27 protein-coding genes are annotated in these 26,900 nt (G+C 61.3%); 16 read left to right on the top strand and 11 right to left on the bottom strand.

Features of this window, described 5'->3' with window-relative positions; genetic code table 11:
- Positions 1–51 precede the first annotated feature (51 nt).
- Entirely contained in the window at positions 52–768 is a 717-nt protein-coding gene (locus tag HBN54_RS08795) for a spheroidene monooxygenase (protein WP_168672829.1), read from the top strand.
- Here the strand turns inward: HBN54_RS08795 and HBN54_RS08790 are convergent.
- The gene (locus HBN54_RS08790; RefSeq protein WP_168672828.1) at positions 765–2,369 is read right to left on the bottom strand and encodes a hypothetical protein; all 1,605 of its coding nucleotides are present in this window, start codon (positions 2,367–2,369) and stop codon (positions 765–767) included. The genes HBN54_RS08795 and HBN54_RS08790 overlap by 4 nt on opposite strands.
- A 159-nt stretch (positions 2,370–2,528) precedes the next feature.
- Between HBN54_RS08790 and HBN54_RS08785 the strand changes: the two genes are divergently transcribed.
- Entirely contained in the window at positions 2,529–4,145 is a 1,617-nt protein-coding gene (locus tag HBN54_RS08785) for a hypothetical protein (protein ID WP_168672827.1), read from the top strand.
- 80 nt (positions 4,146–4,225) lie between these two features.
- The gene (locus HBN54_RS08780) at positions 4,226–5,767 is read left to right on the top strand and encodes a hypothetical protein (RefSeq protein WP_210427988.1); all 1,542 of its coding nucleotides are present in this window, start codon (positions 4,226–4,228) and stop codon (positions 5,765–5,767) included.
- Positions 5,768–5,801: 34 nt separating this feature from the next.
- On the opposite strand, the gene HBN54_RS08775 is transcribed toward HBN54_RS08780, so the two are convergent.
- Both HBN54_RS08775 and HBN54_RS24115 read right to left on the bottom strand, forming a co-directional pair.
- A complete protein-coding gene (locus HBN54_RS08775) occupies positions 5,802–6,920 on the bottom strand; it encodes a DNA topoisomerase IB (RefSeq protein ID WP_168672825.1) in 1,119 nt (372 codons plus the stop codon).
- A gap of 191 nt (positions 6,921–7,111) precedes the next feature.
- Positions 7,112–7,570 (bottom strand): PBECR3 domain-containing polyvalent protein, encoded by a 459-nt coding sequence (locus tag HBN54_RS24115; protein ID WP_382213593.1) that lies wholly within the window; start codon positions 7,568–7,570, stop codon positions 7,112–7,114.
- Between the two features lie 125 nt (positions 7,571–7,695).
- Here HBN54_RS24115 and HBN54_RS08765 point away from each other — a divergent pair, with 125 nt between their 5' ends.
- Positions 7,696–8,799 carry an App1 family protein gene (locus HBN54_RS08765; RefSeq protein WP_168672823.1) on the top strand — a complete coding sequence of 368 codons (1,104 nt, stop codon included), beginning with the start codon at positions 7,696–7,698 and terminating at the stop codon, positions 8,797–8,799.
- A gap of 35 nt (positions 8,800–8,834) precedes the next feature.
- On the opposite strand, the gene HBN54_RS08760 is transcribed toward HBN54_RS08765, so the two are convergent.
- Complete coding sequence (locus tag HBN54_RS08760; protein WP_168672822.1) at positions 8,835–9,302, bottom strand: YybH family protein; 468 nt, start codon at positions 9,300–9,302, stop codon at positions 8,835–8,837.
- Positions 9,303–9,462: 160 nt separating this feature from the next.
- Here HBN54_RS08760 and HBN54_RS08755 point away from each other — a divergent pair, with 160 nt between their 5' ends.
- The gene (locus HBN54_RS08755) at positions 9,463–9,747 is read left to right on the top strand and encodes a TIGR03643 family protein (RefSeq protein WP_168672821.1); all 285 of its coding nucleotides are present in this window, start codon (positions 9,463–9,465) and stop codon (positions 9,745–9,747) included.
- Positions 9,748–9,763: 16 nt separating this feature from the next.
- Here the strand turns inward: HBN54_RS08755 and mtgA are convergent, their stop codons facing one another.
- Complete coding sequence (gene mtgA, locus HBN54_RS08750; RefSeq protein ID WP_210427987.1) at positions 9,764–10,525, bottom strand: monofunctional biosynthetic peptidoglycan transglycosylase; 762 nt, start codon at positions 10,523–10,525, stop codon at positions 9,764–9,766.
- A 155-nt stretch (positions 10,526–10,680) separates the two neighbouring features.
- Between mtgA and HBN54_RS08745 the strand changes: the two genes are divergently transcribed.
- Entirely contained in the window at positions 10,681–11,316 is a 636-nt protein-coding gene (locus HBN54_RS08745; RefSeq protein WP_168672820.1) for an LON peptidase substrate-binding domain-containing protein, read from the top strand.
- 189 nt (positions 11,317–11,505) lie between these two features.
- On the opposite strand, the gene HBN54_RS08740 is transcribed toward HBN54_RS08745, so the two are convergent.
- On the bottom strand, positions 11,506–12,318 hold the full coding sequence (locus HBN54_RS08740) for a M48 family metalloprotease (RefSeq protein WP_168672819.1): 813 nt from the start codon (positions 12,316–12,318) through the stop codon (positions 11,506–11,508).
- Between the two features lie 105 nt (positions 12,319–12,423).
- Positions 12,424–13,218: a murein L,D-transpeptidase catalytic domain family protein gene (locus HBN54_RS08735; protein ID WP_168672818.1), complete on the bottom strand. Its 795-nt coding sequence runs from the start codon at positions 13,216–13,218 to the stop codon at positions 12,424–12,426.
- A gap of 127 nt (positions 13,219–13,345) precedes the next feature.
- Between HBN54_RS08735 and HBN54_RS08730 the strand changes: the two genes are divergently transcribed.
- A complete protein-coding gene (locus HBN54_RS08730; protein ID WP_168672817.1) occupies positions 13,346–13,759 on the top strand; it encodes a hypothetical protein in 414 nt (137 codons plus the stop codon).
- Between the two features lie 53 nt (positions 13,760–13,812).
- Here the strand turns inward: HBN54_RS08730 and HBN54_RS08725 are convergent, their stop codons facing one another.
- The gene (locus tag HBN54_RS08725; protein WP_168672816.1) at positions 13,813–14,226 is read right to left on the bottom strand and encodes a hypothetical protein; all 414 of its coding nucleotides are present in this window, start codon (positions 14,224–14,226) and stop codon (positions 13,813–13,815) included.
- A 178-nt stretch (positions 14,227–14,404) separates the two neighbouring features.
- Positions 14,405–14,875 (bottom strand): hypothetical protein, encoded by a 471-nt coding sequence (locus HBN54_RS08720; protein WP_168672815.1) that lies wholly within the window; start codon positions 14,873–14,875, stop codon positions 14,405–14,407.
- Between the two features lie 287 nt (positions 14,876–15,162).
- Between HBN54_RS08720 and HBN54_RS08715 the strand changes: the two genes are divergently transcribed.
- The gene (locus tag HBN54_RS08715; RefSeq protein WP_168672814.1) at positions 15,163–16,785 is read left to right on the top strand and encodes an ABC-F family ATP-binding cassette domain-containing protein; all 1,623 of its coding nucleotides are present in this window, start codon (positions 15,163–15,165) and stop codon (positions 16,783–16,785) included.
- A gap of 102 nt (positions 16,786–16,887) precedes the next feature.
- Entirely contained in the window at positions 16,888–17,670 is a 783-nt protein-coding gene (locus HBN54_RS08710) for a hypothetical protein (RefSeq protein WP_168672813.1), read from the top strand.
- A 92-nt stretch (positions 17,671–17,762) separates the two neighbouring features.
- On the opposite strand, the gene HBN54_RS08705 is transcribed toward HBN54_RS08710, so the two are convergent.
- Positions 17,763–17,921, bottom strand: coding sequence for a lmo0937 family membrane protein (locus HBN54_RS08705; RefSeq protein WP_168672812.1), 159 nt, complete (start codon positions 17,919–17,921; stop codon positions 17,763–17,765).
- Between the two features lie 217 nt (positions 17,922–18,138).
- Here HBN54_RS08705 and HBN54_RS08700 point away from each other — a divergent pair, with 217 nt between their 5' ends.
- On the top strand, positions 18,139–19,026 hold the full coding sequence (locus HBN54_RS08700) for a 3-hydroxybutyryl-CoA dehydrogenase (RefSeq protein WP_168672811.1): 888 nt from the start codon (positions 18,139–18,141) through the stop codon (positions 19,024–19,026).
- Positions 19,027–19,245: 219 nt separating this feature from the next.
- Positions 19,246–19,782 carry a peptide-methionine (S)-S-oxide reductase MsrA gene (gene msrA, locus HBN54_RS08695; RefSeq protein ID WP_168672810.1) on the top strand — a complete coding sequence of 179 codons (537 nt, stop codon included), beginning with the start codon at positions 19,246–19,248 and terminating at the stop codon, positions 19,780–19,782.
- A 119-nt stretch (positions 19,783–19,901) separates the two neighbouring features.
- Here msrA and HBN54_RS08690 read toward each other — a convergent pair whose 3' ends face one another.
- Entirely contained in the window at positions 19,902–20,726 is an 825-nt protein-coding gene (locus HBN54_RS08690) for a 2,3,4,5-tetrahydropyridine-2,6-dicarboxylate N-succinyltransferase (RefSeq protein ID WP_168672809.1), read from the bottom strand.
- Between the two features lie 84 nt (positions 20,727–20,810).
- On the opposite strand from HBN54_RS08690, the gene HBN54_RS08685 reads away from it, so the two are divergent.
- The 5 genes from HBN54_RS08685 to HBN54_RS08665 all read left to right on the top strand — a co-directional run bounded on the left by HBN54_RS08685 (position 20,811) and on the right by HBN54_RS08665 (position 26,862).
- A complete protein-coding gene (locus tag HBN54_RS08685; RefSeq protein ID WP_168672808.1) occupies positions 20,811–21,980 on the top strand; it encodes a glycosyltransferase family 4 protein in 1,170 nt (389 codons plus the stop codon).
- Positions 21,981–22,093: 113 nt separating this feature from the next.
- Entirely contained in the window at positions 22,094–23,104 is a 1,011-nt protein-coding gene (locus HBN54_RS08680) for a 3-oxoacyl-ACP synthase III family protein (protein ID WP_168672807.1), read from the top strand.
- 92 nt (positions 23,105–23,196) lie between these two features.
- Positions 23,197–23,895, top strand: a complete 699-nt coding sequence (locus tag HBN54_RS08675) for a metal-dependent transcriptional regulator (protein ID WP_168672806.1) — start codon at positions 23,197–23,199, stop codon at positions 23,893–23,895.
- Positions 23,896–23,942: 47 nt separating this feature from the next.
- Positions 23,943–25,367: a tRNA uridine-5-carboxymethylaminomethyl(34) synthesis GTPase MnmE gene (gene mnmE, locus HBN54_RS08670; protein WP_168672805.1), complete on the top strand. Its 1,425-nt coding sequence runs from the start codon at positions 23,943–23,945 to the stop codon at positions 25,365–25,367.
- A 205-nt stretch (positions 25,368–25,572) separates the two neighbouring features.
- The gene (locus HBN54_RS08665) at positions 25,573–26,862 is read left to right on the top strand and encodes a citrate synthase (protein WP_168672804.1); all 1,290 of its coding nucleotides are present in this window, start codon (positions 25,573–25,575) and stop codon (positions 26,860–26,862) included.
- Positions 26,863–26,900: the final 38 nt, after the last annotated feature.

Raw genomic sequence — 26,900 nt, 5'->3', positions numbered from 1 at the left:
CCTAATCCTCCTCCATTACGGTCCCGCATTATCCGCTAAAGCTTACCGCACTTGCATACCACCCTTACCGTTTTCACCCTGAAACCCGGCCACCGGCGCTGGGGCCTGGCCCAGATGGGCACCTCGCCTCCCACCCTGAAAAAAGTACCGGGCATGAACTTCTTCAAGCTGCTTGGCAGTGGGGCGGCCAACGGCTTCGGCGTGTGGCCCAACCTCGACCGCTACGGCTTCATGGCCGTGTGGGAAGACGTGGCTTCGGCGGCGGCATTTTTCAGTCGCCACCCACTGTGGGCGGCCTACCAGCGGCGTAGCGCCGAACAATGGACCGTGCGCCTTGCCCCCATCAAAGCCCAGGGCCTGTGGGACGGCCAAAACCCGTTTGATTACAGCTCCAATGCCCTTTCAGCCCCGGCCGATGCGCCCATAGCCGTGCTCACCCGGGCCAGCATCCGCTGGCGCAAAACCCCGCGCTTCTGGAAATTCGTGGAGCCCACCAGTGCGGCACTGGCCCACGCGGTTGGCGTGCGCGCTGCCATCGGGCTGGGCGAGTTGCCACTGGTGCGGCAGGCCACTTTCAGCGTGTGGGAATCGGCCAAAGCCATGCAGGAATATGCCTATAAAGACGCCACGCACCGCGAGGTAATCAAGCTCACGCGCCGCGAAAACTGGTACGCGGAGGAGCTATTTGCCCGCTTCCAGGTGCTGAGCAGCGAGGGCACCATCGATGGCCGGGAGCCACTGGCCGGACTGCTGGCGGCCCCGGGCTAGTCGCTCAGATTGTAGCGGTGCAGCCAGGCGCGGCCGTTGGCCGTGAGTTCGGGGTGCGGGTCGGTTTCTATCTGCACCCCGGCCGGCCGCGAAGTAAGCCGCTCACCGGGGCCCGTGTACCAGGTCACGTCGCCCGGCGTGGCCCCCGGGGTAGTGATGACCTGGTTGCGGCCCGCCCCATCGTAGAAGTGCACGGCAATACCCTGCGGCAAGCTGCCGCGCAGTTCAAATACGTCGTCGCCGCCCAGGCCGTACAGGTCGAGCCGGGGGGTGATTTTACGGTTGAAGGTTCGCTCCACCACGAGGCTATCGGGCCGGCCGGGGCGCCGGGCCAGCAGCTGCACGCGGAGGCTGCCGCCGGCTTCGCTCAGAATGAAGCGCTCGGCCTGGTCGGTGCCAATCAGCCAGGCCTGCTTGTTCAAAAGGGCATAATACTGCTGGGCCACGGCGGGCAGCTGCTCGCGCCGGGCGCGCAGCATGGGCACAAACCGCGCCGCCAGGCGGGCCCGCGTATCCGGCGGCCCCGCGTTGAAGGCCCGCACCAGCACGGCATCGCTTAGGCTGGCCCGCACGGAATCGGCCACTTCCCGAAAGTCATTCGCGTTGAGGCTGGTGAGCAGGGTGCGGTCGAGGGCGCGGGCGGTAGTGGTGAGGCCATCCACGTTTTCCAGGCCAATGGTGGCCCGGAAGGTCTGGTACTTGGGGGCGAACCACGACACCAGCCGCGTCACCAGCCCGTCATCAAACAGAAAAAAAGCCTGGTCGCGGTCGCGCGGCACGGGTCGGAAAGCTACCCGGCCGGCCTGCGGGAACGTGGCCCAGCGCCACTGGTCTTCGCGACGGCTCCAGTCGCCCACCAGCAGGTCGAGCAGGCGGGCGCGCAGGAAGGCGCGGGCGGGCACGTGGGCACCGGGCCGGCGGCGCAGGGCGGCCAGCATGTGCGCCGAGTTTACCACGCGGGGCGAATGGCCGAAGCTGGCTACCAGGCGCTGGTCGCCATCGGGCCGCTCCTCAAACAGGTAGAGCGCATTGGCATAGGCGGCTTTAAACTTGCCCAGGCCGGTATCCGGCCCCACGAATACCAGGCGCGGGTTGGCGTGCAGCACCCCGGCCGCCTCGGCCAGCCGGGCGGCCGGATAGGCCCCGAAGGGCTGCGTGGCGCTGGTCTGGTCCTTGAGCAGGCCGCGCAGCAGGTTTCTTTTCCAGCCCGGGCTGAGCGCGGCGCTCATGTCCTTGTCCACGGAGCGCAGCACGTACTCGCGGCCGTCGGGCGCGTGCAGGCGCAGGGTGTGGCTCTGGTAGCTGCCGCCCGCCTGCATGGGCACCAGGCCGCCGGGCACGGCGGTGGCCAGCCGCAGCACCGGCACCGTAACCGGCGTGGCCCAGATGCTGCGGTAGTGGGTGCCAAAAAAGAACTGCCAGGCAGCGCTGCGGGCATATTGCGGCCCGGCGGCCATGCGTACGGTGGTCGAGTCGGTGCTCCATTGCGGAGCGGCCCCGGCCGGGGCCGTGTGCTCAGCGCAGCTTGCTAAAAGCACGGCTGCCGCCCCGGTGCACCAGCCCCGCGCCCACGGTTTCCATTCAGCAGTCAGGCCCGGCATAAGCAGCAGTTTTCCAAAACCAGGGAAAGCCCATCAGGGCCAAAAAGCAAGTAGTTATTGGCTAAATCAGATGCCAAACGCATGGCCAAAGCCATTCGCTGCCCACCTTTACGGGGAAGTTGCGTTAAAGGCTCATTCGCGCTTGCCTGCCTTTACCGAATGCCTCACCCTTTTGTTCGCTACCCCGGTTTTTGCCCGCGCCTGCTTGTGCTGCTGGGCCTGGGGCTGGCCGCCAGCGGCTGCGCCCGCCGCCATTATTTTCAGCCCGATGCCCGCGTGGGCCCGGGCAGTGCCGCCGCCCTGCCGGCCCACGCCGATTCGGTGCTGACCACGGCCGGACGCCAATACGACCGCCACTCGGGTTTCTACCGGTTTTTTCTGGGCCGCCACTACCGCAAAGTATGGGCCGCCCCTGCCAAAGTAGCGGTACTGAACCTGGCCACGGCCGCCCCCGGCGGCCTCACGGCGGGCAAGGCCGGCGGCGGCTACCAAAGCATCAGCATGACGCTGGAAGGCCCCGAGCAGCGCGAATATGCCCTGCGTGCCCTCGACAAGGAGCCATACAAAACGCTGCCGCCGGTGCTGCGCCACACCTTCGTGCTCAACGTGGTGCGCGACGCCACTTCGGCCGCCATTCCCTATGGTGCGCTCACGGTGCCGCCGCTGGCGCAGGCGGCCGGCGTACCCCACACCCACCCGCGCCTCGTATATGTGCGGCCCGATGAAACCGGCCTGGGCACGTCCTCCACGCGGTTTCAGGGCAAGATGGCGCTGCTCGAAGAGAAGTATAATTCCCCGGCCGCCCGCACGCCCGACCTAGCCAAGGCCATTGATTTTGACGGGGGCGAGGCCATGCTGAAAAAGGTGTACAACCATCCCTCCTATTTCATCGACCAGCCCGCCTTCCTGCGCGCCCGCCTGCTCGATGTGTGGCTCGGCGACTGGGACCGGCACGAGGGCCAGTGGAGTTGGGCCGCGTTTGAGGAAGCCGGGGGCCGGGTGCGCTACCTCGGCATTCCGAAAGACCGCGACCAGGTGTATTTCCGATTCGATGATGGGGTGATTCCTTGGCTGGCAGCCCGGCCGTTCATCGCCCCGCAGTTCCAGACGTTTCGCAACGAGTATAACAACATGGCCGCCCTGGTATTCCAGGCGAAGTTTATTGACCAGCGCGGCCTCTCGGCCATGACCAGGGCCGATTTTCAGCGCACCGCCCGCGACTTGCAGCGCCGCCTGCCCGATTCCGTGATTGAGCAGGCCATGCGCCGCCTGCCGCCCGCCGTGTACGCCCTGGAAGGCACCCGCCTCGGCAATGCCCTCAAGACCCGGCGCGAAACCCTGCCCCGGGCGGCCGAAGAATTCTACCTCACCCTGGCCCACGAGCCCACGCTGGGCGGCACCGCCCAGGCCGAGCGGTTTGTGGTGCACCGCTACGCCGATTCCACCACGGTGCGCGTGTATTCCCAGGCCCTGAGCCAGCTTTCGGCCGGTGACTCGCTCCGGTTCCGGCGCACCTACTACGCCGCCGAAACCAAGGAGCTGAGCCTCGACGGCCTCGGCGGCGATGATGTTTTTGAGATAACCACCATCGCCACCCGCCGGCCCATGTCCGTGCTCCTCTACGGCGGCGAAGGCCACGACCAACTGGTGCTGCAAGGCAGCAGCCGGCGACTCAAGCTCTTCGACGAAGCTTCCGATGTGACGGCCGCTGGCCACCTGCGCCCCAGCCTGCCCAAAAAGAAACATCGTGCCTTCAACCGGCTTAATGATGATTAGCGCGGAGCTGCTGCCGTAGCCCGCCAGCCTTTTCTACCTTTTTGCCGTTCAACCCCCAACCTTAATTACCCTGCCTGCTTTTGATGCTCCTCCGTTTGCGCTTTTATACATTGATGGGAGGCGCACTGGCTGGGCTACTCGGTACCGGCTGCGTTCGCAAGCAGTTTTTTCAGCCCGATGCCCGGCTCGCAGCTACCACGCCCCTGCCCGCCTCGGCCGATAGCGTGCGCGGGGCCACCGCCGGGCGGCAATATGCCCGGCACGGCAGCCTGTACAACGCGCTGGTGGGCCGGCACCACCGCCCCACCTGGGCAGCCCCGGTAGCGGCTCCGGTGCTGCACCTGGGCACCGTACGGCCGGGCGGCCTGCGCCCCGGCAAAGTGGGCGGCGGCTTCAACAGCACCAGCCTGAGCCTGATGGCCCCCGACGGCCGCGCCTACGTGGTTCGCACCGTGGATAAAGACCCCATTCGGGCCACGCCGGAGCTATTGCGGGGCACTTTTCTGGTGAATGTGCTGCGCGATAATATTTCCTCCACCAACCCCTATGCCGCGCTGGTGGTGCCGCCGCTGGCCGCTGCCGCCGGGGTGCCGCACGCTTCGCCGCGCTTGTTCTACGTGCGGGCCGACGACCCGGCTTTTCAGACCGATTCACTGCGGCACTTCCGGGGCCAGCTGGCCTACCTGGAAGAAAAAGCGGCCCCGATTACCCCGCCGCCCGCTGCCGTTGTCAACAGCACCAAGGCGTTTGCCGCCGCATTCGCCAGTCCCGAGCAGCGCTTCGCCCCGGCCGACCTGCTGCGCGCCCGCCTGCTGGACGGCTGGCTGGGCGACTGGGACCGCCACCCCGGCCAGTGGAGCTGGGCCCTAACCAGCCCCACCGAAGCCAGCCCCGCCACGCTCGTGCCCCTGCCCAAAGACCGCGACATGGTACTCTACCGCCTCGATGATGGCGTGCTCGGTTGGCTCATTGGCCACGTTTTTCTGCGCCACTGGGCCACGTTTGCCCCTCGGTATAAGAATCCTTCGGGCCTGATGTCTTCCGGCCACTACCTCGACCAGCGCATCCTCAATGGCCTGAGCCGCGCCCAGTTCCAGGCCGCCGCCGGGGCCATGCAGCAGCGCCTACCCGATTCCGTGATTACCCGGGCAGTACACCAGCTTCCCCCCGCCGCCTTCGCCCTCGAAGGCCCGCGCACCATTGCGGCCCTGCAGGCCCGCCGCGCCGCCCTCCCCGCCCTGGCCGACGAATTTTATGAGATGCTGGCCAAGCGTCCCCGCATCGGCGGCACGGCGAAGGCCGAGCGGTTCACCATTCGGCGCTACGCCGATTCGACGGTGGTAATCGTCGAGTCATTGGCGGCCGGTGCTCCGGCCGCGCCATTATTGCGCCGCGCATTTATGCCCGCCGAGACCCGCCTCATTCAACTGGAAGGCCTAGCAGGCGACGACGTTTTTACGGTTGAGGAACAAGGCACCAACGCAGCCAGCAAGCCGACCATCCGCATTTACGGCGGCGCGGGGCACGACGAGTTTCGGGCGGCCGGTAGTGGCGGGGGCATTCGCTTCTCGCAGAAGAGCGCGCCGGCCAAGCGGGCGTATGACAAGCCGCCGGAAGAGTAGCGGTGCGCCAAGGGTGCGCCGCTACTCTTCCAACTCACGCCTGGGCCAGCATTTTCAGCACCAGCCGCTCCACCGGCGTTAGCGGGTCGTCGGCCTGGGCTTGGGCATCGTGTTCACGCAGGTAGTCAATCAACTGGCCCGATTTGAACAGTTCCACTACCTGCGGGTGAATGTAGTATTTTGAGCACACCGTGGGCGTATTACCCAGCCCGGTGGCCACTTCCTTCACGGCTTTTTTGATGACTTTTTCGGGAGCCAACTCCGGCTCTTCGTTCAGCACGGCTTCCAGGCAGCTCACCATTTTCACGGTGCCGCCCCAAGTGCGAAAGTCCTTCGCCGATAGCTGCAAGCCAGTGTGGCGGTGCAGGTAGTCGTTCACATCCCCCGATTCCAGGGCGTGGCGCTGCCCATCGGCCGAGTAAAACTGGAACAGGTGTTGGCCCGGAATTTCCTTGCACTTGCGCACCAGCCGGGCCAGCCGGGCATCGTGCAGGGTCACATCGTGCGGCACCCCTTTTTTGCCTACAAAGCTGAAATTGACCTTGGCTCCTTCGATGGCGACGTGCTTATCCTGCAAGGTACTGAGGCCGTAGCTAGGCTTCGACTTGCCGTTTTTCTTCGCGTACTCCTTGTTGCCAACGCGAATAAACGACTGGTCCATGAGGGTGAGCACCAGGGCCACCACTTTTTCGCGGTCGAGGGCGGCGCGGCGTAGGTCTTTGCTGAGCTGCTCGCGCAACGGCCCCAGCTTTTCGCCGAAGGTGCGCAGGCGCGAAAACTTGGTGAGACTGCGAACTTCGTCCCAGGCCGGGTGGTAGCGGTACTGCTTGCGGCCGAGGGTATCGTGGCCCGTTACCTGGAGGTGCGTGGTGGCCGAGGGCGAAATCCAGACCTGCGTCCAGGCCGGCGGAATCACGAAGCTGGCGATGCGGTCCAGCGTTTTGGGGTCGTTTACTTTCTGGCCTTTGGCATCGTGGTAGGTGAAGTGACCGGCGCGGGTGGGCTTGCGCGTGAGGCCGGGGCCCTGGTCGGTGGCGTAGCGCAGGCCGGCCATTTCGGCCTGCCGGGCGGGGTCTTTGTACACGATATGCGCTTCTTCCTGCGGCTGAAGCGTCTTTTTGCGGGTTTTGGGGTGGGCGGTGGCGGTGGACATTGGTGTGGAAGAGGAATAAATTCCTGTTGCTTACGCAAAAGCAGCTCCTGAGTGTGCTCCTGGCAACTATTTCCTGTCAAAAATTGTATATTTGCGTAGGAGCGGAACGTTTAGGACGCTTAAGGGGGGGACTGGTTTGGCTTGCCAAGCCTTGTTGCATTTCCCGCCGCTCAATTCAAAAGACCAGTTGCTCATGCGGCTGGTCTTTTTTTATACATCGTGACCAGTGCGAGCCGTTTGCGACCAGGACGAAACTCAAGGATGGCGCAAATCTGACCGGTTGCTAGATTTGCGTAAAATTCGATACACGGCATGGGCTGTCTGCCCGGCCGCAGTTGACCTGGGTGCACTGCCTGGGGCGTTAGCAACCATTCGGATAGGGCCAGAAAATCTGCTTCCCCGATTGGCACCTGCCCTTGGGCTATTTCGGAAGCAGCATTGACAACGCCGTGCTGCCTAAGCGTATGCCTCACCCCAGACCGGTCCAACACCACCTCGAAACCCTCCACGTTGAGGCCCGCCGCTTCCTGCACCTGTAATGCCAATACAGCAGACACGTTTCCGACGCAGCAGAATCCTTCTTTGATTTCATCAGGTGGCAAGAGGTGGTTGGCGAGTAACTCGCCGAGAGTGCGAAATCTTTGGTGCATATGGCGCAAAGCAAAGGAGAATAGCTGATTTGTTACCGCTTAAACAGGGGCCTATTGCCCTACGTTACTCCTTTCTGCAAGCATTTCTCTACTTATCTACCGGCCGGCAGCCGTAGGTTTGCCCCATGAAGCTGCCTGCTGCCCTTTCCAATCTCACCGAGTGGACCGACCATTTATTCACCCGTTTTTCGGCCCGACGCGGCTGGCTGCGGCCCCTCCAGATTGACGCTTACCGCAGCTACGGCACCGCCGCGAAGTTCTACATCAAGGGCCGCCTGCTAGCCGACCCTGGCCTGACCGCCGCCACCGCTACCGACTCGCGCTGGCGCAATTTCCGCAGCATGGTGCGCCGCTTCAACAGCCGCGAAGTAGCCGGGGCCGACCTCGTCGCCGAGCTGCCCGACGGCAGCCAGCACCTCGTTACCACCGACGACGAAGGCTATTTCACCCTCGTTATCGAGCCGCACGCGTTGCCCGCGCCCGTGGCCTACCTCTGGTACCCGGTGCCGGTGCGCGTGGCCCGGCTGCCCCAGTTCCTGAAGCTACCAACCGAAGCCATTGCCACCGATGCCGCCGTGCTGGTGCCGCCCGCCAGCGCCGAGTTCGGCGTGATTTCCGACCTCGACGACACGGTATTTGAAACCAGTGCCACCAATATTTTTAAGATGCTGGGCCGGGTGCTGTTCAGCAATGCGCAGTCGAAACAGCCGTTTGCGGGCGTGGCCGAGTTCTACCGCCGGCTGCAGCGGGGCCGCAACGGCCTGCCCGACAACCCGTTTTTCTTCGTCAGCAGCAGCCCCTGGAACCTCTACGACCTACTGGACGAGTTTCTGCGCCTGCACGAAATCCCCACCGGCCCGCTCCTGCTGCGCGACCTGAGCATTGCCCGCCCCAAAACCACACCCCCGCCCGGCGTCACGGGCTCGGCCGCCATCCATTTCGCCCACAAGCTGCACGAAATCGACGACCTACTCACCACCTACCCCAGGCTGCCCTTCGTCCTCCTTGGCGACAGCGGCCAGGAAGACGCCCGCATCTACCGCGAAGTAGTGCGGCGGCACCCCGGCCGCATTCTGGCCATTTACATCAGGGATGTGCAGGTGCCGGCGCGGGCCCTGCTGGTGGGGCCAATTGTGGAGGAATTGGGCCGGGAAAACGTGCCCATGCTGCTGGTAGCGGACTATGCCACGGCTGCGGCGCACGCGGCGGAGCTAGGACTGGTGGTGTAGTAGCACAGCCGGGCACGTCGATACAAGCGGGCGGCCTATTGGCTGTTCGTGTGGTCGGCCACCACCACCCATTTCCCGTCAATCTGCCGCAATACCAACAGGAAATATCCCTGCAAATCGCCCAATGCCGCTGGCCGCGCCAGGTGCCAGTGCCCCACCACCTGCGCGGCGCTCGGCGCCAGCAGTGACACCCGCAGGCCGCTGAAATCCAGCTTGCCCATGGCGGCAGCATCGGGGTAGTTTTTCTGATAATTGGCCAGAGTGGGCTGCCAGCCATACGTGGGGCCCTTGCGGCCGATGAACACCAGCGAATCAGACCGCCAGTAGCCCTGCATAAAGCCGGGAATATCGCCCCGATTCCAGGCCGCCGTTTGGGTAGTGAGTACCTGCACGATGGCCCGGCGGGCCGCCTCCGGGCTGGTTTTGGGAGTTGCCTGGGCGGCGGCGTAGTGAGTGCCGGCCAGGCAGGCCAGCAGGCCGAGTATCGGGGTCGAAGTTGCCATTGGGTTGTTGAAAAAATTGGGCAGCGGTGCTGAATTATCGCCCAATCTCGCAAAAAAGCTGAAGTAATTGCGCGGCAGTCGTATCCAAAACAGCGTGACGGCTGTTGCATTAGTGACCCGGCAAGGACTCAAACGACCTCAATTACAAAATGCCCACCTCATGCCTGAACCAACCTTAACCGACCAGGACATCGACCGCATTATCGAAATGGCCTGGGAAGACCGGACGCCTTTCGAAGCCATTGAGGCGCAGTTCGGGCTCGCTGAAGAAGCAGTTATCAAGCTAATGCGCCGCGAGTTGAAGGCCTCATCTTGGCGCATGTGGCGCGCTCGTGTGCAGGGCCGCGCCACCAAGCACCAGGCCAAAAGCCGGGTCACCGATGCGCGCTTCAAGTCGACCCTACAGCGCAACATCACCTTCAACAAAATTTCCAAGCGCGGCTAAGCGTGCAGCCAACGGCTTATTTCAGCATTTCGGCCACGTAACGCGTGCCGCCTAGGCGGCGCATGTTGCGCAGCACCCGCAGTTGCTTGGCCCGCGCTACCGGCCCGGGGTTCGAGGCCCGGAAGCGGAGCGGGTTAGGCAGTACGCCGGCCAGCAGCGCTGCTTCAGCGGGGCTCACTTGGCTGGCGGGCTTGCCAAAATAGCGCTGGCTGGCAGCCTCCACCCCAAAGGTGCAATCGCCCATTTCGGCCACGCTGAGATACATTTCCATGATGCGGCGCTTGCTCCAGAGCGTTTCAATCAGAACCGTGAAATACGCCTCGGCGGCCTTGCGCACGTAGCTGCGGCCCTGCCACAGAAACACGTTTTTGGCCACTTGCTGCGATATGGTGCTGCCGCCCACAATGTGCTTGCCGTCGCCGTTCCAGTTGCGTTTGGCCGCGCTGGTCAGGGCATCGAGGTCGAAGCCGTGGTGAATGAGGAAGCGTTGGTCTTCGGCGGCCACCAGGGCTAGGGGCACGCTGGGCGACACCTCATCCAGAGTGCGGAAGCGGTAGCGAATGTGCCGGGGCTCCTCCTGAATGCCATAGTAGCCCAGCCCCATGGGCGCGTGGGCGCGGCGGTCCAGCATCAGCCAGGTGGCAGGCGGGGCCACCCAGCGGTAAATCAGCACCCAGGCCAGCGAGGTTAGAAACAGTGCCGCCGCTACTTGGAGCAACAGGCGGCCGGTTTTTTTGAGCAGTACGGAAACGTCGGGAATCAGCTTGGCAGATGGCATGGAGCACAAAAGTAGCGGGGCCGGCGGGGTTTCGGCTTTCGCCCCTACCTTGCCGGTGGCTTCATTAGCTGTGGGCTCCAGCCCGCTGCCCAAAACCCAACCACCGGTTCCGGTTGTTGAGCCGGTAGTTACATCCCTTTTCCGTTTCGCTGCTCATGGCTCGCCTGATTCCGCTGTTCCCTCTAAATCTGGTCGTTTTTCCGGGCGAAAAACTGAACCTGCACATCTTCGAACCCCGCTACCGGCAGCTGGTGCGCGAGTGCATCGAGCAGAATACCACCTTCGGCATCCCGCCCTATCTCGACAACTCCCTGAGCGAGCTGGGCACCGAAATGCGCCTCATCAGCGTGGAGCAAACTTACGCCAGCGGCGAGCTCGACATTCGGACCAAAGCCGTGGGCGTGTTTCGTATCAACAAATTCTACCGCCAGGCCCCCGGCAAGCTCTACGCCGGCGGCCTCGTCGAAGACGTGGTGCAGGACGAAGAACCCGACCCGGTTCTGCGCGAAATCATCACCAAGCAGGTGCGCCAGCTCTACGAAGCCCTCGGCCTGCGCAAGCTCCTGCTGGAGCTTGCCCCCGACTACTGCATCTTCGACGTAGCCCACCACATCGGCTTCAGCACCGAGCAGGAGTACCAGCTGCTGGCCACCACCAGCGAGCAGGAACGCCAGGAAATGGTGCGCGAGCACCTCGACACCATCCTACCCGTCGTGCTCGAAACCGAGCGCCTCAAAGACCGGGTGCGCCTCAACGGCCACTTCAAAAACCTAACGCCGCCCAACTTCTAAATCACTGATTAATCGGATTTTAGCGGAATTCACGGATTTTGTAGTTGGCGCAGTTTTGCACTGGTAGCTATAAAAATAAAAACGGCCACTCAATCGAGTGGCCGTTTTCATTTAGGCAGCAAGTAGTCTGGCATAACTGCGCCAACTACAAAATCCGTGAAATCCGCTAAAATCTGATTAATCAGTGATTTATTGCTTGAGGCCAGTTGGCACGCCCTGCGGATATTCTGCCGCAATCTCCTTCTCCAGCTCGCCAATGCGGTTGCCCGGGTTGGGGTGCGTGCTCAGGAATTCGGGGGTTGAGCTGCGGCCGCCTTGCTGCTCTAACATCTTCATCACCTGAATCATGGCGCGGGGGTCGTAGCCGGCTTTGGGCGTGAAGTCCACGGCCAGCTTGTCGGCTTCCAGCTCGTCGTTGCGACCAAAGCGCAGGCCGATTACCTTGGCAATGGCGGCGGCTACGGCAGCCTTGGCTATCGAGCTGCCGGGACTGTTGGGGTCGTAAGAAGCAATGGTGGCGGCTCCGGCCAGGCCCTGGGTCAGGTTCGATTTGGCCACTTGGGCCGCCGAGTGCCGGCCCACCACATGGCCGATTTCATGCGCCAGCACCCCCGCCAACTGCCCTTCCGAAGTCAGGTTTTTGAGCAAGCCCTGGGTGATGAACACCTGCCCGCCCGGCAGGGCAAAGGCATTAATAGTTTGGTCATCGGCCAGCAGATGGAACTGGAAGCGGTAGGGCGTCTGGCCCGCCTTCGTGCTGCTGATGATTTTCTGGCCCACGGCCTGCACGGCGGCAGTGGCGCGGGCATCGGGGCTTTCGCCGCCGTACTGGGCGGCCATTTCGGGCGCGGCCTGCACACCCAGGGCAATTTCCTGGGCGGCGCTCATATTAACGTGTTGGGTTTCGCCGGTCACTTCATTCTTGGAGGTGTTGAAGAAGTAGCCGAACAGAGATACCGCCGCCACGATAATGGCAATGATGAAGCGGAGATTCAAGCGCATGGAACAGGAGATAAAAAGGGTGAAAAAGAAACGGGCGCAGCCATAGCTCACTGCTACGGGCCACGCCCGATGCGCTTTAAACGCACCCTTCGAATTCTGGTTATTCTATCGCTCCATTCGGCCCGCGCCGCGCTGGCTGGCAAATGCCGAAGCGGCCGTGTCCACGTTCAACCACTGCGACTGGTAGCCCGCGCCCGCCGGCCCGTGCAGGTAAATCACGCTGCCTCCCCGAATAGCTTTCACAATGGCTTCCGTTTCAGCCACTGGCAAGGCTGGGCAACCTTGGCTGCGCCCCAGGCGGCCGTGCGCCTTCACAAAATCCTCGCACACATACTCGGCCCCGTGCACCACCACCGCCCGGCTTGCCGCGTTGGAATTGAAGCCCGGGTCCATGCCCGCTATTTTCAGCGACAGGCCGTGTTTACCCACATAAGTAGTTGGGGCCGTGCGATAAAAGCCCAGGCTGCTCATCTCCGAACCGTCTTTGTTCGAAAAAGCCAGGGGCCGGTCTTCGCCGCTGGCTTTGCCATGGGCCACCAGTGTATGAAACAGCACTTTGCATTTTTCTACGTTGATTACCCACAGCCGCTTTTGCTGGCTCGATTGGCTAAAGTCAATAAGGGTGAGCACCGGCGGAGTGGCGGCATAGTTGCCCGACGCGCGCAGGTTGTAGTACCCCACCAGCCCCTCCCGGAACACCGGCAACGACAGCCCCGAGGCTCCCAGGTGCATTTTGGCATACATTGCCACCGCCTGCTGCATGAAGGCTACCTGGTAATAGGCCCGCCGCGCCGGAGCTGGCAGCGTCTCGACGGCTGCCTTTCGGTCCTGAGCCGCCACCGGATTGGCGGCAGCAAACAGACCCAATAGCGCAATAGTAGAAAAAAACTTTCTGGTCATCAAATAATTAAAGCTATATGAGATTTGAATAATTTTAATACAAGCCCCTAGACACAGGCAAGCCAAAAATAGTGCTTAGTTTCGCTAAGTCCCTCTCACCCATAAACGTTTATTTCTCTTTTTTCTAATGTCAGCCGCTTTTTTTTCTACTTTTTTCAAGCAGCTGGCCGGTGCTGCCCTGGGCAGTGCCCTCCTGGCTGGCTGCGGCCATGCGCTGCCCCAGGTGCCCGGCTTCGATGCCGCCACCTGGCGCGCCGACCCTTACGCCTGCAAAGACCAGCGCCGGGCGGCCGTGCCCGCCCTCACCAAGGCCAAAGAGCAGCTGTATGAAGCCCGGGCCGATGACGTAAACGCCCTACTCGGCCCGCCCGATGAGGAAGAGTTGCGCGCCGGCACCGAAAAAGTGTACTACTACTACCTGGAGCCCGGCTCCCAGTGCGACGCCGGCCACGCCCGCTCGGGGGCCGCCTGCATCAGCCTGCGCTTCGGGCCGCTGGGCACCGTCACCGAAGTCCTCACCGACCCGCTGTCGTCGAAATAAAAAAAGGGCCCGCCAGAAATCTGGCGGGCCCTTTTCATTTAACCGTTTTTTTTCTAGCCGAGGCCGTTACCGGCGTTGGCGGGGGCACCGTTGGGCTGCCCGTTTTGCTGCTGGAGCTGGCTAAGCTGCGAAGGCGTCAGAATACGGCTGCATTCCTGCTCAAACTGCGCCTCCAGCTCGGCGGCTTTGGCGGCGCGGGTAGGCTCGTCGGCCCGGTATTGCTGGTCGATGCTGTGCATGCCGGCCAGCCTGGTGCGGTTCAGGGGCAACAGCTTCAGAAACTGACCTTCGTTGAGATGGAGCCGATTGGTCATCTCCCGGGTTTCGGCGATGGCGGCGGCTTCGGCCGAGGACTTCCGGGCTACGGTGATTTTTGCAGTCGGGTGCTCGGAAAGCCGGTCCGACATCTGAGCGTGGGCTGAAATGGAAGCTAATGCAAAGCCGACGATGAGAGAATACTTGAACATAATGAATATCTTTTTGTCAGCAACCACGAGCTGATTTTCCCCGAAACGTCTGCAAGATATTATTTAGTTTCTGCTTTGTCTAATTTCTCTTATAAAATCTAAAAAATGTAATACTGCTGAGCTCAAAAAAAAGGCCCTTGGAAGGGCCTTTTTTAAGTAATCGTGCTGTAAAATCCGGTTACTCCATACTCACTTCCGCCTGATGCTCAGAAGCTTTGAAATATTGCATGGCAACGAGTGACGTTACCACCCCGGTCATAGTGCCCAGCAAAATGATGCCCAGGCCGCCAATGAGTACTCCGAGGTCGGCCCCGAACAAGTCCCGAGCCTGGATTTGCTGCACGGCAGACTGACTGATGCCACCCAGCAGCCAGAAAAAAGCACCCAGCATCACCGAGGCCGCCAGGGCCGTGATGATGCCCGTACTAAAGCCCTGAAAATACGACATGTGCCGCCCTTTGGCCCGCTTGAGACGGCGAATGGAGAGCACCACGCCTGCCGCCAGAATGACGATATCGAGCGTACCGGCTTCGATTTGACCCAAAAAGCCGGCTGCAGCGGCAATACCGGTATAAACTGCCAGCACGGCGGCCGTGAACGCGCCCATGCGGATGCCATTGCTTTCGGAAGTCAATTGATTGTCTGCCATGCCCGTAAGAGGTAAAAAATGAGAAATCAGCCGGCGTGCCGGCCGCAAATGCTATACTATCTATACTTACCCCGGTGGCGGAGGGTTATCCTTTGCTGGGTGGGGCCGGGTGCGGGAGCGACCGTTGCGGATAGCTGCGGGCACTAATTGCCCTGCTAGTTAGTTATTTTCGGGAGGCTTGGCAACTACTTTTTTCGCAACGATTCCAACGGAGGTCCTGTTGCGTAATTTTGCCGGGCTGCCGCGTGCCAATGCGCGGCTTTTGTGAGCTACTATTTTCTGACTGAATGATTTCGACCACCAATGTGAGCCTGCGCTACGGCAAGCGCATCCTGTTTGAAGACGTTACCGTTAAATTCCTGCCGGGCAACTGCTATGGCCTCATTGGGGCCAACGGGGCAGGCAAATCCACGTTCCTGAAAATCCTGTCGGGCGAGCTGGAGCCGAACACCGGCTCGGTGGAGATGCCGGCCGGCCAGCGCCTGGCCGTGCTGAAGCAGAACCAGTTTGCCTACGACGACCAGCCCGTGCTGCAAACCGTGATTCAGGGCCACCAGCGCCTGTATGCCGTGATGAGCGAGAAGGATGCCCTCTACGCCAAGGCCGATTTCACGGACGCCGATGGCGAGCGCGCCGCCATTCTGGAAGGCGAATTTGCCGACCTCGAAGGCTGGAACGCCGACTACGAGGCCGCCGAGCTGCTCTCCGGCCTCGGCATCACCGAAGACAAGCACTATTCGCTGATGTCGGACCTCGGCGCGAGCGAAAAGGTGCGCGTGCTGCTGGCCCAGGCCCTGTTTGGCAACCCCGACGTGCTGCTGCTCGACGAACCGACCAACAACCTGGACGCGGAGAGCGTGCTCTGGCTGGAAAACTTCCTCGACTCGTTCCAGAATACGGTGATTGTGGTGAGCCACGACCGCCACTTCCTCGACGCCGTGTGTAACTACATGGCCGATTTGGACTTCTCGAAAATCACGATGTACCCCGGCAACTACAACTTCTGGTACGAGAGCAGCCAGCTGGCCCTGCGCCAGCGCCAGGACGTGAACAAGAAAACGGAGGACAAGCGCAAGGAGCTCGAAGAGTTTGTGCGCCGCTTCTCGGCCAACGCCTCGAAATCGAAGCAGGCCACCAGCCGCCAGAAGCTGCTGCAAAAGCTCACGCTGGAGGAAATTAAGCCGTCGTCGCGCCGCTACCCCTACATCGCCTTCAAGCCCGAGCGCGAAGCCGGCAACCAGCTGCTGGAGGTGAATGGCGTGGCCAAGACCGTGGATGGCCAGTCGGTGCTCAAAAAGGTGTCGTTTACGCTCGATAAGGGTGACAAGGTGGCCATTGTGGGCCGCGACGACCGGGCGGCGTCCCTCCTGTTCGATATTATTTTTGGTGAGGCCACGCCCGACAAGGGCGATTATAAGTGGGGCACCACCATCACCCCCAGCTATTTCCCCAAGGAAAACAGCTCCTTCTTCCAGGCCGACAACATGAACCTGGTGGACTGGCTGCGCCAGTACTCGGTGGAGAAGGACGAAAGCTTTGTGCGCGGCTGGCTGGGCCGGATGCTGTTTTCGGGCGAGGAGTCGCAGAAAAAGCCCAACGTGCTGAGCGGGGGAGAGAAAGTGCGCTGCATGCTCTCGAAAATGATGCTGGAAAGCGGCAACGTGCTGGTGCTGGACGACCCGACGAACCACCTGGACCTGGAAAGCATCCAGGCCCTGAACAACGGCCTGAAGGAATTCTCCGGCTCGCTCATTTTCGCCTCGCACGACTTGCAGTTCATCGAAACCGTGGCCAACCGCATTATCGAGCTTACGCCCGATGGCATCATCGACCGCCGCATGAACTACGAAGAGTACCTGGCCGATGAAACACTGAAAGCCCAGCGCCAGAAAATGTACCAATTGGCTTAAGCAATCGACGAATGGCGGCCGGAAAATGAATAATTTTCCGGCCGCTTTCGTTAACATGGCTGCGCCCCTTCACCCAACTTCCCTTCTTTTTTAATCCTTCGCATGAAACGTCATTTGTTTCCGGTACTGCTGGTAGTTGCGGCGGCCGGGCTGCCCGCTTTCCGGGCCCAGGCCCAGGACAAGCCCGTGCTGAACACGGCCCCGCCCGCGCCGCAGCCGGCCCCGCCCCGGCCCACGCCGGTGCCCGCCACCCCAGCCCCCGAATCCACTCCCGAGCCGACTTTCAACGCCCCGGTACAATCGACGCCTGACGCTCCTTCGGGCCTGGATTTCCCCAACCGCAAGGCCACGAAGGCCGGCGGTGCCGAAGACAAGCCGCCAACGAAGAAGTTCATTTACACCAACTTCGGCCTGGGCTTTAGCTCCTACAACGGCCTGAGCCAGTTTAACGTGAGTGCGGCTCCAGCCATCGGCTTCCGCATCACGGATAAGTTTGCGGTTGGCCCCGGCATTTCGTATGCCTACAGCAGCTTCAGCCTGCCCAACAACTCGCAATATGTTCTCACGGCCAACGGCGACAAGAGCATCAACACCAGCAGCCTGGGCTTCAAGGCATTTGCGCAATACATCGTTTACAAGGAGTTTTTCGTGCACGCCGAATACGAGGTGACGAACGCGCAGCTTGTTGACCAGGATGCCAACCTGTATTTCTATAAATACAAGCGCACCGTGGCCACGCCCCTGGCCGGTATTGGCTACCGCTCGTATCTGGGGCAAAATGCGGCGGTTGATATTGTCGGCCTCTACAATTTCGACAATACGATTTCTTCGTTGTATCCACCGCTGGTAATTCGCTTTAGCTTCCTGTTTAATTTCGGAAAATAAAGCTAAAAGCGGTTCTTGAAAACACAGAAAAGCCGCACTGGAAATCCAGTGCGGCTTTTCTGTGTTTTATAAGTTACCCTTTTCGGGCTGCGCTAGACAGCGCTTCGGCCGCTAATGACGCGCAGCAGGATGGCGATGATGGCAATGACCAGCAGGACGTGAATAATACCGCCGGTGAAGAAGCCGCCGAAGAAGCTTACAGCCCAGATGATGACCAGAATTACGGCGATGATATACAGGAGATTTCCCATGGCTTTGTAAAATTAAAGAAGAATGAAGGGGAGGTGAAAGATGTTAGAGAAGTGTCTCTGGGGCATTGTACGGGGGGTTTATTTAAAAGGATATGGTAATTGAAAAAATATTTTCCAAACCGCAAACAAAAAGCAGGGTAGCCAATGCTGCCGTAGCTTTGTTGTAGCAGGCTATCTGGCCGCTCAACATATCCCACCCACTCTTTTTCCGCTACTTATGAACGTCGCCGTTATTGGCTCCGGCACCATGGGCAATGGCATTGCCCACGTTTTTGCCCAGCACGGTTTTTCTGTCTCGCTGATTGATATCAACCAGCCGGCCCTGGACCGCGCCCTGGGCACCATCACCAAAAACCTCGACCGCCAGGTAACCAAGGCCACCCTGAGCGAGGACGAAAAAGTGGCCACCCTGGGCCGCCTGAAAACCTTTACATCCATTCAGGAAGGCGTGGCCGGCGTGGGCCTGGTGGTAGAAGCCGCCACCGAAAACGTGGATCTGAAGCTCCAGATTTTCCGCGACCTCGACCAGTACGCGCCCGCCGAAGCCATTCTGGCCTCGAATACGTCCTCGATTTCCATTACCAAAATCGCGGCCGTTACCAAGCGCCCGCAGCAGGTGATTGGCATGCACTTCATGAACCCGGTGCCGGTGATGAAGCTCGTGGAGGTGATTCGCGGCTACGCCACGTCCGATGCCGTGACGCAGCAGGTGATGGACCTGTCGCGCCAGCTGGGCAAAACGCCCACCGAGGTAAACGACTACCCCGGCTTTGTGGCCAACCGTATTCTGATGCCCATGATTAACGAGGCCATCATTACGCTATTTGAGGGCGTGGCCGGCGTGGAGGAAATCGACACGGTGATGAAGCTGGGCATGGCCCACCCCATGGGCCCGCTGCAGCTGGCTGATTTTATTGGCTTGGATGTGTGCCTGGCCATTCTGCGGGTGCTGCACGAAGGGCTGGGCAACCCCAAGTACGCCCCCTGCCCACTTCTGGTGAACATGGTGATGGCCGGCCGCCTGGGCGTGAAGTCGGGCGAAGGCTTCTACCAGCACACGGCCGGCTCGAAGGAGCTGGTGGTAGCGGAGCGGTTCCGGAAGTAAAGCATTTCCAGCGCAGGACAAAAGAACGTCATGCCGAGCGTACCCGAGGCATCTCGCGTGCAGTAGTAACTCAATCGATTAGGTTACTACCACACGCGAGATGCTTCCACTACGTTCAGCATGACGTTCTGTTTTATGCCCCATTTCCAGATGTAAGGAAATAACCTGCGCTACGTCTACCGCGTTGTTACCACAACCAACGAATTAATATCCCTACCCATGCAAAAAGCAACATTTGGCGCCGGCTGCTTCTGGTGCGTCGAAGCCGTATTTCAGAACCTGAACGGGGTTGAAAAAGTGGTTTCCGGCTACGCCGGCGGCCGCATTGCCAACCCAACTTATAAAGAAGTGTGCAGCGGCCTCACCGGCCACAACGAGGTTATCGACATTACTTTCGACCCGGCCGTTATAAGCTATAAGGAGCTGCTCGAAATCTTCTGGAAAACCCACGACCCGACCACCCTCAATCGCCAAGGCAACGACGTAGGCACCCAGTACCGCTCGGGCATCTACTACCACAACGACGAGCAAAAGCAGCTCGCTGAAGAGTACAAGCAGAAACTCAACGACGGCCACGCCTTCCCCAACCCTGTGGTGACGGAGATTCTGCCCGTTCCTAATTTCTACCCCGCCGAGGACTACCACCAGAACTACTTCAACCTGCACGGCCACGAACCCTATTGCCAGTTTGTGGCCCGCCCCAAGGTCGACAAGGTGAAGGCCCTGTTTGGTGAGAAGCTGAAGGCCGGCGTGTAATTGTCATTCCGAGCGCAGCGAGGAATCTGAGAAACGCAAAAGGCCGCTTCGTGGAAGCGGCCTTTTTTTTTGTGCGAGTTACTAGTACTCAGATTCCTCGCTATGCTTCGGAATAACAACTAGACGCTGACACCAAAGTCCCGCAGCGCGTCATTCAGGCTCGTTTTCAAATCCGTACTCGGCTTGCGCTGACCGATGATGAGCGCACACGGCACCTGGTACTCGCCGGCCGGAAACTGCTTGGGAATGGTGCCGGGAATGACCACCGAACGGGGCGGCACGTAGCCACGGTACTCCTTGGGCTCGGGGCCGGTCACGTCGATGATTTTGGTGCTGCCGGTGATGGTAACGCCCGCGCCAATCACGGCTTCTTTGCCAATGCGGCAGCCCTCGACCAGGATGCAGCGCGAGCCGATGAAGGCGCCGTCCTCGATGATGACGGGGGCCGCCTGTACGGGCTCCAGCACGCCGCCGAGGCCCACGCCGCCGCTCAGGTGGACGCCTTTGCCCACCTGGGCGCAGCTGCCCACGGTAGCCCAGGTGTCCACCATGGTGCCTTCGCCTACGTAGGCACCGATGTTGGTGTAGCTGGGCATGAGGATGACGCCGGGGGCCAGAAACGCGCCGTAGCGGGCCACGGCGGGCGGCACCACGCGCACCTGCTGGCCGGCGTAGTCGGTTTTGAGCAGCATTTTGTCGTGGAACTCGAAGGGGCCGACTTCCTGGGTGCTCATCTGGCGGATGGGGAAGTAGAGAATCACGGCTTTTTTCACCCATTCGTTGATGGTCCACTCGCCGCCGTCTTCGGTGGGCGGGGTGGCCACGCGCAGGCGGCCCTTATCGAGCTCCTCGATGACGTGCTCGATGGCGGCTTTGGTTTCGGGGGTCTGGAGCAGGGCGCGGTCGGCCCAGGCGGCTTCAATTTGGGTTTGCAGGTCAGCCATTTGAGAAGGCGAAGGGATGGATGGGCAAAGCCGCCGGAAAATGCCAGCGCGCTTTAGAAGCTGCAAAAATAGCATCTTTGGGCCGTGCCTGGTTCCGGAACTGCCCAATTCGTTATTCTGCTGGCCTCGGTGTTGAAGCCGGTAGATGATACCCGTATGCGGGGAAAGTTCGCCAAAACCCTCGCGGAACGGGCCGGAACCCAGGTGCACATTGCCGGGCGGGGCACAACTAGCGCAGGCGCAAACCCCGCAAACAGCGGCCTCCACCCTATTTTCAGTGGTACGCGCCTCAGCCTGGGCCGGCTGGCCGCGCAGTGGCGCTACGGGCAGCTCCTGCGCCGGCTCAAACCCGGGGTAGTCATCGTGCATGCGCCGGAGCTGCTGCCGCTCACGCTGCTCTGGCAGGCGCTGGGCACGGGCCGGAAGTTCCTCTACGACATCCGCGAAAACTACGCTCTCAACGTGTCGACGCAGCGCGTGTACCAGGGTTTTATGCGGCACGGGCTGGCGGCGGGGCTGCGCTGGGTGGAGGAGCTGGCGGCGCGGCGGGCCGCCGGAGTTATCCTGGCCGAAGCCAGCTACGCTGCCGAGTTGCCATTCCTGAATGAGTTGCAACCGGGCCGCGTTGTGGTGCTCGAAAACAAGTACCAGCCTCAGCCAGACGAAACGCTACGCCCGCAACCAATAAAGCTGCCACCGCCCACGGAGCCGCTGCGCTTGCTGTACTCCGGCACCATTTCCGAGCTCAATGGCGTGTGGGAGGCCATTGCCCTCGCCCAGCAACTGCGCGCCGCGTGGCCCGGCGGGGCGCGGCTCACCATCATCGGCTTCTGCCAGCAGCCCGAGTTGTTGCGGCAGCTGCTGGCAGAAGCCGCGCAACACCCCGCCTGGCTCACACTCATTGGCGGGGCCGAACCGGTGCCCCACGCCCGCATCGTGGCTGAAATAGGCCGCAGCCACCTCGGCCTGCTGCCCTACCGGCCGCATGCCAGCACCGAACGCTGCCGGCCCACCAAGCTGTTTGAGTACCTGGCCCACGGGCTGCCGGTGCTGGCCGCGTCCAACCCGCTGTGGCAGGAATTGCTGGCGGCCCACGGCGCGGGCCTGCCGCTCGCCTTCGGGCAGCTCATCGATGGGCCGGCGCTGGTGGCACGGCTACAAGGTCACTGCTTCTACCCCAACGGTATTCCCGGCGACGTGCTTTGGGCCGGCGAAGGCAAAAAATTGTGGCATTTGCTGGATTCTGTGATTTAACCTGCCACCTTTGCGCCCCAATTTGCCCGTCGCACGTAGTCATTCTATTGTAATTATTACCGCCCTGGCGCGGTTACTTCTCTCCCAGCCCAACTTTCCCCCTCTCACCATCCATGGCAACTTTACGTCACTCATTTATCGCCGGGGTCGGCCACTACGTTCCGAGCCGCGTGGTGAAAAACGCCGAGCTGGAACCGATGATGAACACCTCCGATGCCTGGATTCAGGAGCGCACCGGCATTCAGGAGCGCCGCTGGTTCGAGGAAGGCAAGGACACCACCGCCAACATGGGCGCTAATGCGGCTCGCAAGGCCCTCGAAATGGCCGGCGTGGAAGCCAACGACGTGCAGCTGATTGTGTTCGCTACGCTCTCGCCCGACTACTTCTTCCCCGGCTCCGGCGTGCTCATGCAGCGCGAGCTGGGCATGACCAACAACTGCCCCGCCCTCGACGTGCGCAACCAGTGCTCGGGCTTCATCTACGCCCTCTCCGTGGCCGACCAGTTCATCCGCACCGGCATGTACGATACGGTGCTCGTGGTGGGCTCCGAAATCCATTCCTCGGGCCTCGACAAGACGCCCGAAGGCCGGGGTGTAGCGGTAATCTTTGGCGATGGCGCGGGCGCGATGGTGTTGCGCCCCAGCACTTCCGAAAACCAGGCTATTCTCAGCACTCACTTGCACGCCCAGGGCGAATACGCCGAGGAGCTTATCGTGAAAGAGCCCAGCTCGAACCGCAACAACCGCGTGGGGTACATCGTGGAAAATCAGGCCGAGCTCTACCCCTACATGAACGGCCAGAACGTGTTCAAGCACGCCGTGGTACGCTTCCCGCAGGTTATCAAGGAGGCGCTGGACCAGAACGGGATGCAGGCGTCGGATATCGACATGCTCATCCCACACCAGGCCAACCTGCGCATCACGCAATACGTGCAGCAGAAAATGGGCCTCAGCGACGATAAAGTATTCAGCAATATCCAGCGCTACGGCAACACTACGGCCGCCTCGGTGCCCCTAGCATTCAGCGAAGCCGTGCAGGAAGGCAAAATCAAGCGCGGCGACCTCGTGTGCCTGGCCGCCTTTGGCTCGGGCTTCACCTGGGCCTCGGCGCTGTTGAAATTTTAAGCAGTTTTTATTAGCGGGCAGTTCGGGCCGGTGTGAAGCGCGCATTTTTACATGCAGCTTTGCACTGGCCTTCCTGTTCCGCCCCTGTCAGCATGAGCGACTCCCCGTCCAGCACTCAACCGCCCAAACTTCCCAGCCAAACCGAGGAAAATTACCTCAAAGCCGTTTTTAAGCTGGCCGAGGCCGAGCCCGAAACGCCCGGCGTAAGCACCAACCGCATCGCGGCCGCCCTCGATACCCGCGCCGCGTCCGTGACCGATATGCTGCGCCGCCTGGCCGACAAAGGCCTGCTGAATTACGAGAAGTACCGCGGCGTGCAACTCACGGCCGAGGGCCGCCGGCTGGCGCTGCTCACCATTCGCAAGCACCGGCTCTGGGAAGTTTTTCTGGTGCAGCAGCTCGGCTTCAGCTGGGATGAGGTGCACGAAGTGGCCGAGGAGCTGGAGCACGTGCAGTCGCCGCTGCTCATGCGCCGCCTCGATGCCTTCCTGGGCCACCCCGTGCTCGACCCGCACGGCGACCCCATTCCCACCGAGGACGGGGCCATGCGCCGCCCCGCCCACCGCCTGCTGGCCGACCTCAACGCCGGGGAGCGTGGCACGCTTTCGGCCGTCAAAAACACCTCACCGCCCTTCCTGCAGTACCTCGACAAAGTGGGCCTGCAACTGGGTGCCGAGGTTGAAGTACTGGATAAGGTGGCATTTGACAACTCCTTCGAGCTCAGAATAAATCGGGAGCGTACCACGCTGATATCAGCCGAAGTAAGCCGCAACCTGTTTGTAACGGCATAAGCCGGCCATCCACACAATCGGGGCACTCCGACTAAACCGAAAAATCCGTGGCTCAGACCATTTTCTCCGATACCATCGTGGCACTGTCCACGCCGCCGGGCGCGGGCGCGCTGGCCGTTATCCGCCTGTCCGGGCCGGCGGCTGTGGCCATTACGGCCGCCGTTTTTTCCAAAACAAGCTTCGCGGAAGCCGCCGGCAATACCCTGCACTACGGCACCCTGCGCGACCCCAGCGGCGGCGAAATACTCGACGAAGTGGTGGTCGGCCTCTTCCGCGCCCCGAGGTCTTTCACCCGCGAAGATGTGGTCGAAATCAGCTGCCACGGCTCCGACTACGTGGTACGCCAGGTGCTGGCCCTGCTCCTGCGCCACGGCGCGCGCCTGGCCGAAGCCGGCGAGTTTACCAAGCGCGCCTTCCTGAGCGGGGCCATGGACCTGGCCCAGGCCGAAGCCGTGGCCGACCTCATCGCCGCCGACTCGGCCCTGAGCCACAAAGTAGCGTTGAACCAGCTGCGCGGCGGCTTCTCGCAGGAGCTACGCGAGCTGCGCGCCCGCCTCATCAAATTTGCTGCGCTGCTGGAGCTGGAGCTCGATTTCGGCGAAGAGGACGTGGAGTTTGCCGACCGCACTGGCCTGGCCGCGCTGCTGGCCGAGGTGCGCGGCGTGGTGCGGGGACTGCTCCGCTCGTTCGAGTTGGGCAACGTCATCAAAAATGGCATTACCACCGTCATCGCCGGCCGGCCCAATGCGGGCAAGTCTACGCTCCTCAACGCGCTGCTGCGCGAGGAGCGCGCCATTGTGTCGGCTATTCCCGGCACCACCCGCGACTTTATCGAGGATGAGGTGAACATCGACGGCCTGCGTTTCCGCTTCGTGGACACGGCCGGCCTGCGCGATAATACTGCCGATGAAGTGGAAGCCATTGGCGTGGCTCGCACCCGGGAGCGCGTGCGCCAGGCCTCGTTATTATTGTACTTGTTCGACTTGACTGAACTGTCGCCGACGGAGGTGCGCGCCGAAATCCAAGCGCTAACCACCGGGCTGCAGTTGCCCGTATTGGCCGTCGGCAATAAAACCGACCTTGCATCTGCTGAAGCTCTGGCTGCTTTTGAAACTGAGTTTCAAGCCAGCCACTCCAAAGAAAACACCGAAATACCGCTGGTGCTGCTGGCTGCCGCTCAAAACCAGGGCCTCGAAGCCCTCCAAACGGCTCTACTGAAGCAGGTGCGCGGCTCGGCGCTCGAAAACAACGCTTCGGCTACCATCGTCACCAACGTGCGCCACGCCCGCGCCCTCGAAACCGCCGCCGCTCACCTCGCCGCCGTGCAAACCGGCCTCGACACCGGCTTCGGCACCGAGCTACTGGCCGCCGACCTGCGCCACGCCCTGGCGGCGCTGGGCGAAATAACCGGCGAAATTTCATCCGAAGACTTGCTCACGAGCATTTTCACCCAGTTCTGCATCGGCAAATAATTTGTTTTGCTGCTTTTCCTCCAATGACCCGCCCGAAATCAATGCAAACGTTGCCAGGCGGCCTCTGCGCACTTTTTAGGGTCGTTTATCGAAACCTCACGGTCCTTTTAACTGTAATGAATGTTCATACCAAGCCGGGAAAATTTCCCGGCTTAACCCGTATGGCTTAGTTTCGCACTCTATTTCCCTCACACCCCTCCCGCCCATGGCAGAAACTGCTGAACTCATCCTCGACGGCAAGTCCATCACCTTGCCCGTTATCGAAGGCACCGAACACGAAAAGGCATTTGACATTGGCAAGCTGCGCGACCAGACCGGCTATGTCACCCTCGATTCGGGCTACAAAAACACCGGCGCTACCAAAAGCGCCATCACGTTCCTCGACGGTGAGGAAGGCATTCTCCGCTACCGCGGCTATCCCATTGAGCAGCTGGCCGAAAAGTCGAGCTTCCTGGAAGTAGCCTACCTGCTGATTTATGGTGCGCTGCCCACGGAGGCTGAGTTGGCGCACTTCAACGGCCAAATCACCAAGCACACGCTGGTACACGAGGACATGCGGAAGATTTTCGACGGTTTCCCGTCGGCTACGCACCCCATGGCCATCCTGTCGTCGCTCATCTGTGCCCTCACCGGCTTCTATCCGCAGAGCGTGTCGCCCGACCTCAGCCCCGAGGAGATGGAATTGAACATCATTCGCCTGCTGGCGAAGATGCCGACCATCGCGGCCTGGACCTATAAGAACAACATGGGCCATCCGTTGAACTACCCGCGCAACGACATGGACTATTGCGCCAACTTCCTCTACATGATGTTCAGCTTCCCTACCGAGAAGTATGAAATCAACCCCGTAGTGGTTAGCGCCCTCAACAAGCTGCTCATCCTGCACGCCGACCACGAGCAGAATTGCTCCACCAGCACGGTGCGCCTCGTGGGCTCGGCCAACGCCAGCCTGTACGGCTCGGTTTCGGCCGGCATCAATGCCCTGTGGGGTCCGCTGCACGGCGGTGCTAACCAGGAAGTTGTGGAAATGCTGGAAGCCATCGAAAGAGACGGCGGCGACACCAGCAAGTTCATCAACAAAGCCAAGGATAAGAACGACCCATTCCGCCTCATGGGCTTCGGCCACCGCGTGTACAAGAACTTCGACCCGCGCGCCAAAATCATCAAAGTAGCCGCCGACGAAGTATTGCAGGCCCTCGGCATGCAGGACAGCCCGCTGCTGAAAATCGCGCAGGAGCTAGAGCAGGCCGCCCTCACCGACGAATACTTCATCGAGCGCAAGCTGTACCCGAACGTAGACTTCTACTCCGGCATCATCTACAAAGCGCTGGGCATCCCTACCGAGATGTTCACCGTGATGTTTGCCCTAGGCCGCCTACCCGGCTGGATTGCCCAGTGGAAAGAGATGCGCGAGAACAAAGAGCCCATCGGCCGTCCCCGCCAGATTTACACCGGCGAACTGGAGCGCGACTACACGGCCATCGACGCCCGCTAGTCCCGGCCAATTGGCTAAAAACAAAAAGCCCGCTCTAT

This window comes from Hymenobacter artigasi (genome assembly GCF_012275535.1).
GTDB lineage: Bacteria > Bacteroidota > Bacteroidia > Cytophagales > Hymenobacteraceae > Hymenobacter > Hymenobacter artigasi.
Note: the sequence above shows the minus strand (reverse complement) of the source record. Positions and strands in the feature narration are given on the sequence as shown.

What these genes read in the sequence shown, in the direction of transcription:
- HBN54_RS08790 (WP_168672828.1), bottom strand. Translation starts at nt 2,369, where the DNA reads ATGCCGGGCCTGACTGCTGAATGGAAACCGTGGGCGCGGGGCTGGTGC.
- HBN54_RS08785 (WP_168672827.1), top strand. Translation starts at nt 2,529, where the DNA reads ATGCCTCACCCTTTTGTTCGCTACCCCGGTTTTTGCCCGCGCCTGCTT.
- HBN54_RS08775 (WP_168672825.1), bottom strand. Translation starts at nt 6,920, where the DNA reads ATGTCCACCGCCACCGCCCACCCCAAAACCCGCAAAAAGACGCTTCAG.
- HBN54_RS24115 (WP_382213593.1), bottom strand. Translation starts at nt 7,570, where the DNA reads ATGCACCAAAGATTTCGCACTCTCGGCGAGTTACTCGCCAACCACCTC.
- HBN54_RS08765 (WP_168672823.1), top strand. Translation starts at nt 7,696, where the DNA reads ATGAAGCTGCCTGCTGCCCTTTCCAATCTCACCGAGTGGACCGACCAT.
- HBN54_RS08760 (WP_168672822.1), bottom strand. Translation starts at nt 9,302, where the DNA reads ATGGCAACTTCGACCCCGATACTCGGCCTGCTGGCCTGCCTGGCCGGC.
- HBN54_RS08755 (WP_168672821.1), top strand. Translation starts at nt 9,463, where the DNA reads ATGCCTGAACCAACCTTAACCGACCAGGACATCGACCGCATTATCGAA.
- mtgA (WP_210427987.1), bottom strand. Translation starts at nt 10,525, where the DNA reads ATGCCATCTGCCAAGCTGATTCCCGACGTTTCCGTACTGCTCAAAAAA.
- HBN54_RS08745 (WP_168672820.1), top strand. Translation starts at nt 10,681, where the DNA reads ATGGCTCGCCTGATTCCGCTGTTCCCTCTAAATCTGGTCGTTTTTCCG.
- HBN54_RS08740 (WP_168672819.1), bottom strand. Translation starts at nt 12,318, where the DNA reads ATGCGCTTGAATCTCCGCTTCATCATTGCCATTATCGTGGCGGCGGTA.
- HBN54_RS08735 (WP_168672818.1), bottom strand. Translation starts at nt 13,218, where the DNA reads ATGACCAGAAAGTTTTTTTCTACTATTGCGCTATTGGGTCTGTTTGCT.
- HBN54_RS08730 (WP_168672817.1), top strand. Translation starts at nt 13,346, where the DNA reads ATGTCAGCCGCTTTTTTTTCTACTTTTTTCAAGCAGCTGGCCGGTGCT.
- HBN54_RS08725 (WP_168672816.1), bottom strand. Translation starts at nt 14,226, where the DNA reads ATGTTCAAGTATTCTCTCATCGTCGGCTTTGCATTAGCTTCCATTTCA.
- HBN54_RS08720 (WP_168672815.1), bottom strand. Translation starts at nt 14,875, where the DNA reads ATGGCAGACAATCAATTGACTTCCGAAAGCAATGGCATCCGCATGGGC.
- HBN54_RS08715 (WP_168672814.1), top strand. Translation starts at nt 15,163, where the DNA reads ATGATTTCGACCACCAATGTGAGCCTGCGCTACGGCAAGCGCATCCTG.
- HBN54_RS08710 (WP_168672813.1), top strand. Translation starts at nt 16,888, where the DNA reads ATGAAACGTCATTTGTTTCCGGTACTGCTGGTAGTTGCGGCGGCCGGG.
- HBN54_RS08705 (WP_168672812.1), bottom strand. Translation starts at nt 17,921, where the DNA reads ATGGGAAATCTCCTGTATATCATCGCCGTAATTCTGGTCATCATCTGG.
- HBN54_RS08700 (WP_168672811.1), top strand. Translation starts at nt 18,139, where the DNA reads ATGAACGTCGCCGTTATTGGCTCCGGCACCATGGGCAATGGCATTGCC.
- msrA (WP_168672810.1), top strand. Translation starts at nt 19,246, where the DNA reads ATGCAAAAAGCAACATTTGGCGCCGGCTGCTTCTGGTGCGTCGAAGCC.
- HBN54_RS08690 (WP_168672809.1), bottom strand. Translation starts at nt 20,726, where the DNA reads ATGGCTGACCTGCAAACCCAAATTGAAGCCGCCTGGGCCGACCGCGCC.
- HBN54_RS08680 (WP_168672807.1), top strand. Translation starts at nt 22,094, where the DNA reads ATGGCAACTTTACGTCACTCATTTATCGCCGGGGTCGGCCACTACGTT.
- HBN54_RS08675 (WP_168672806.1), top strand. Translation starts at nt 23,197, where the DNA reads ATGAGCGACTCCCCGTCCAGCACTCAACCGCCCAAACTTCCCAGCCAA.
- HBN54_RS08665 (WP_168672804.1), top strand. Translation starts at nt 25,573, where the DNA reads ATGGCAGAAACTGCTGAACTCATCCTCGACGGCAAGTCCATCACCTTG.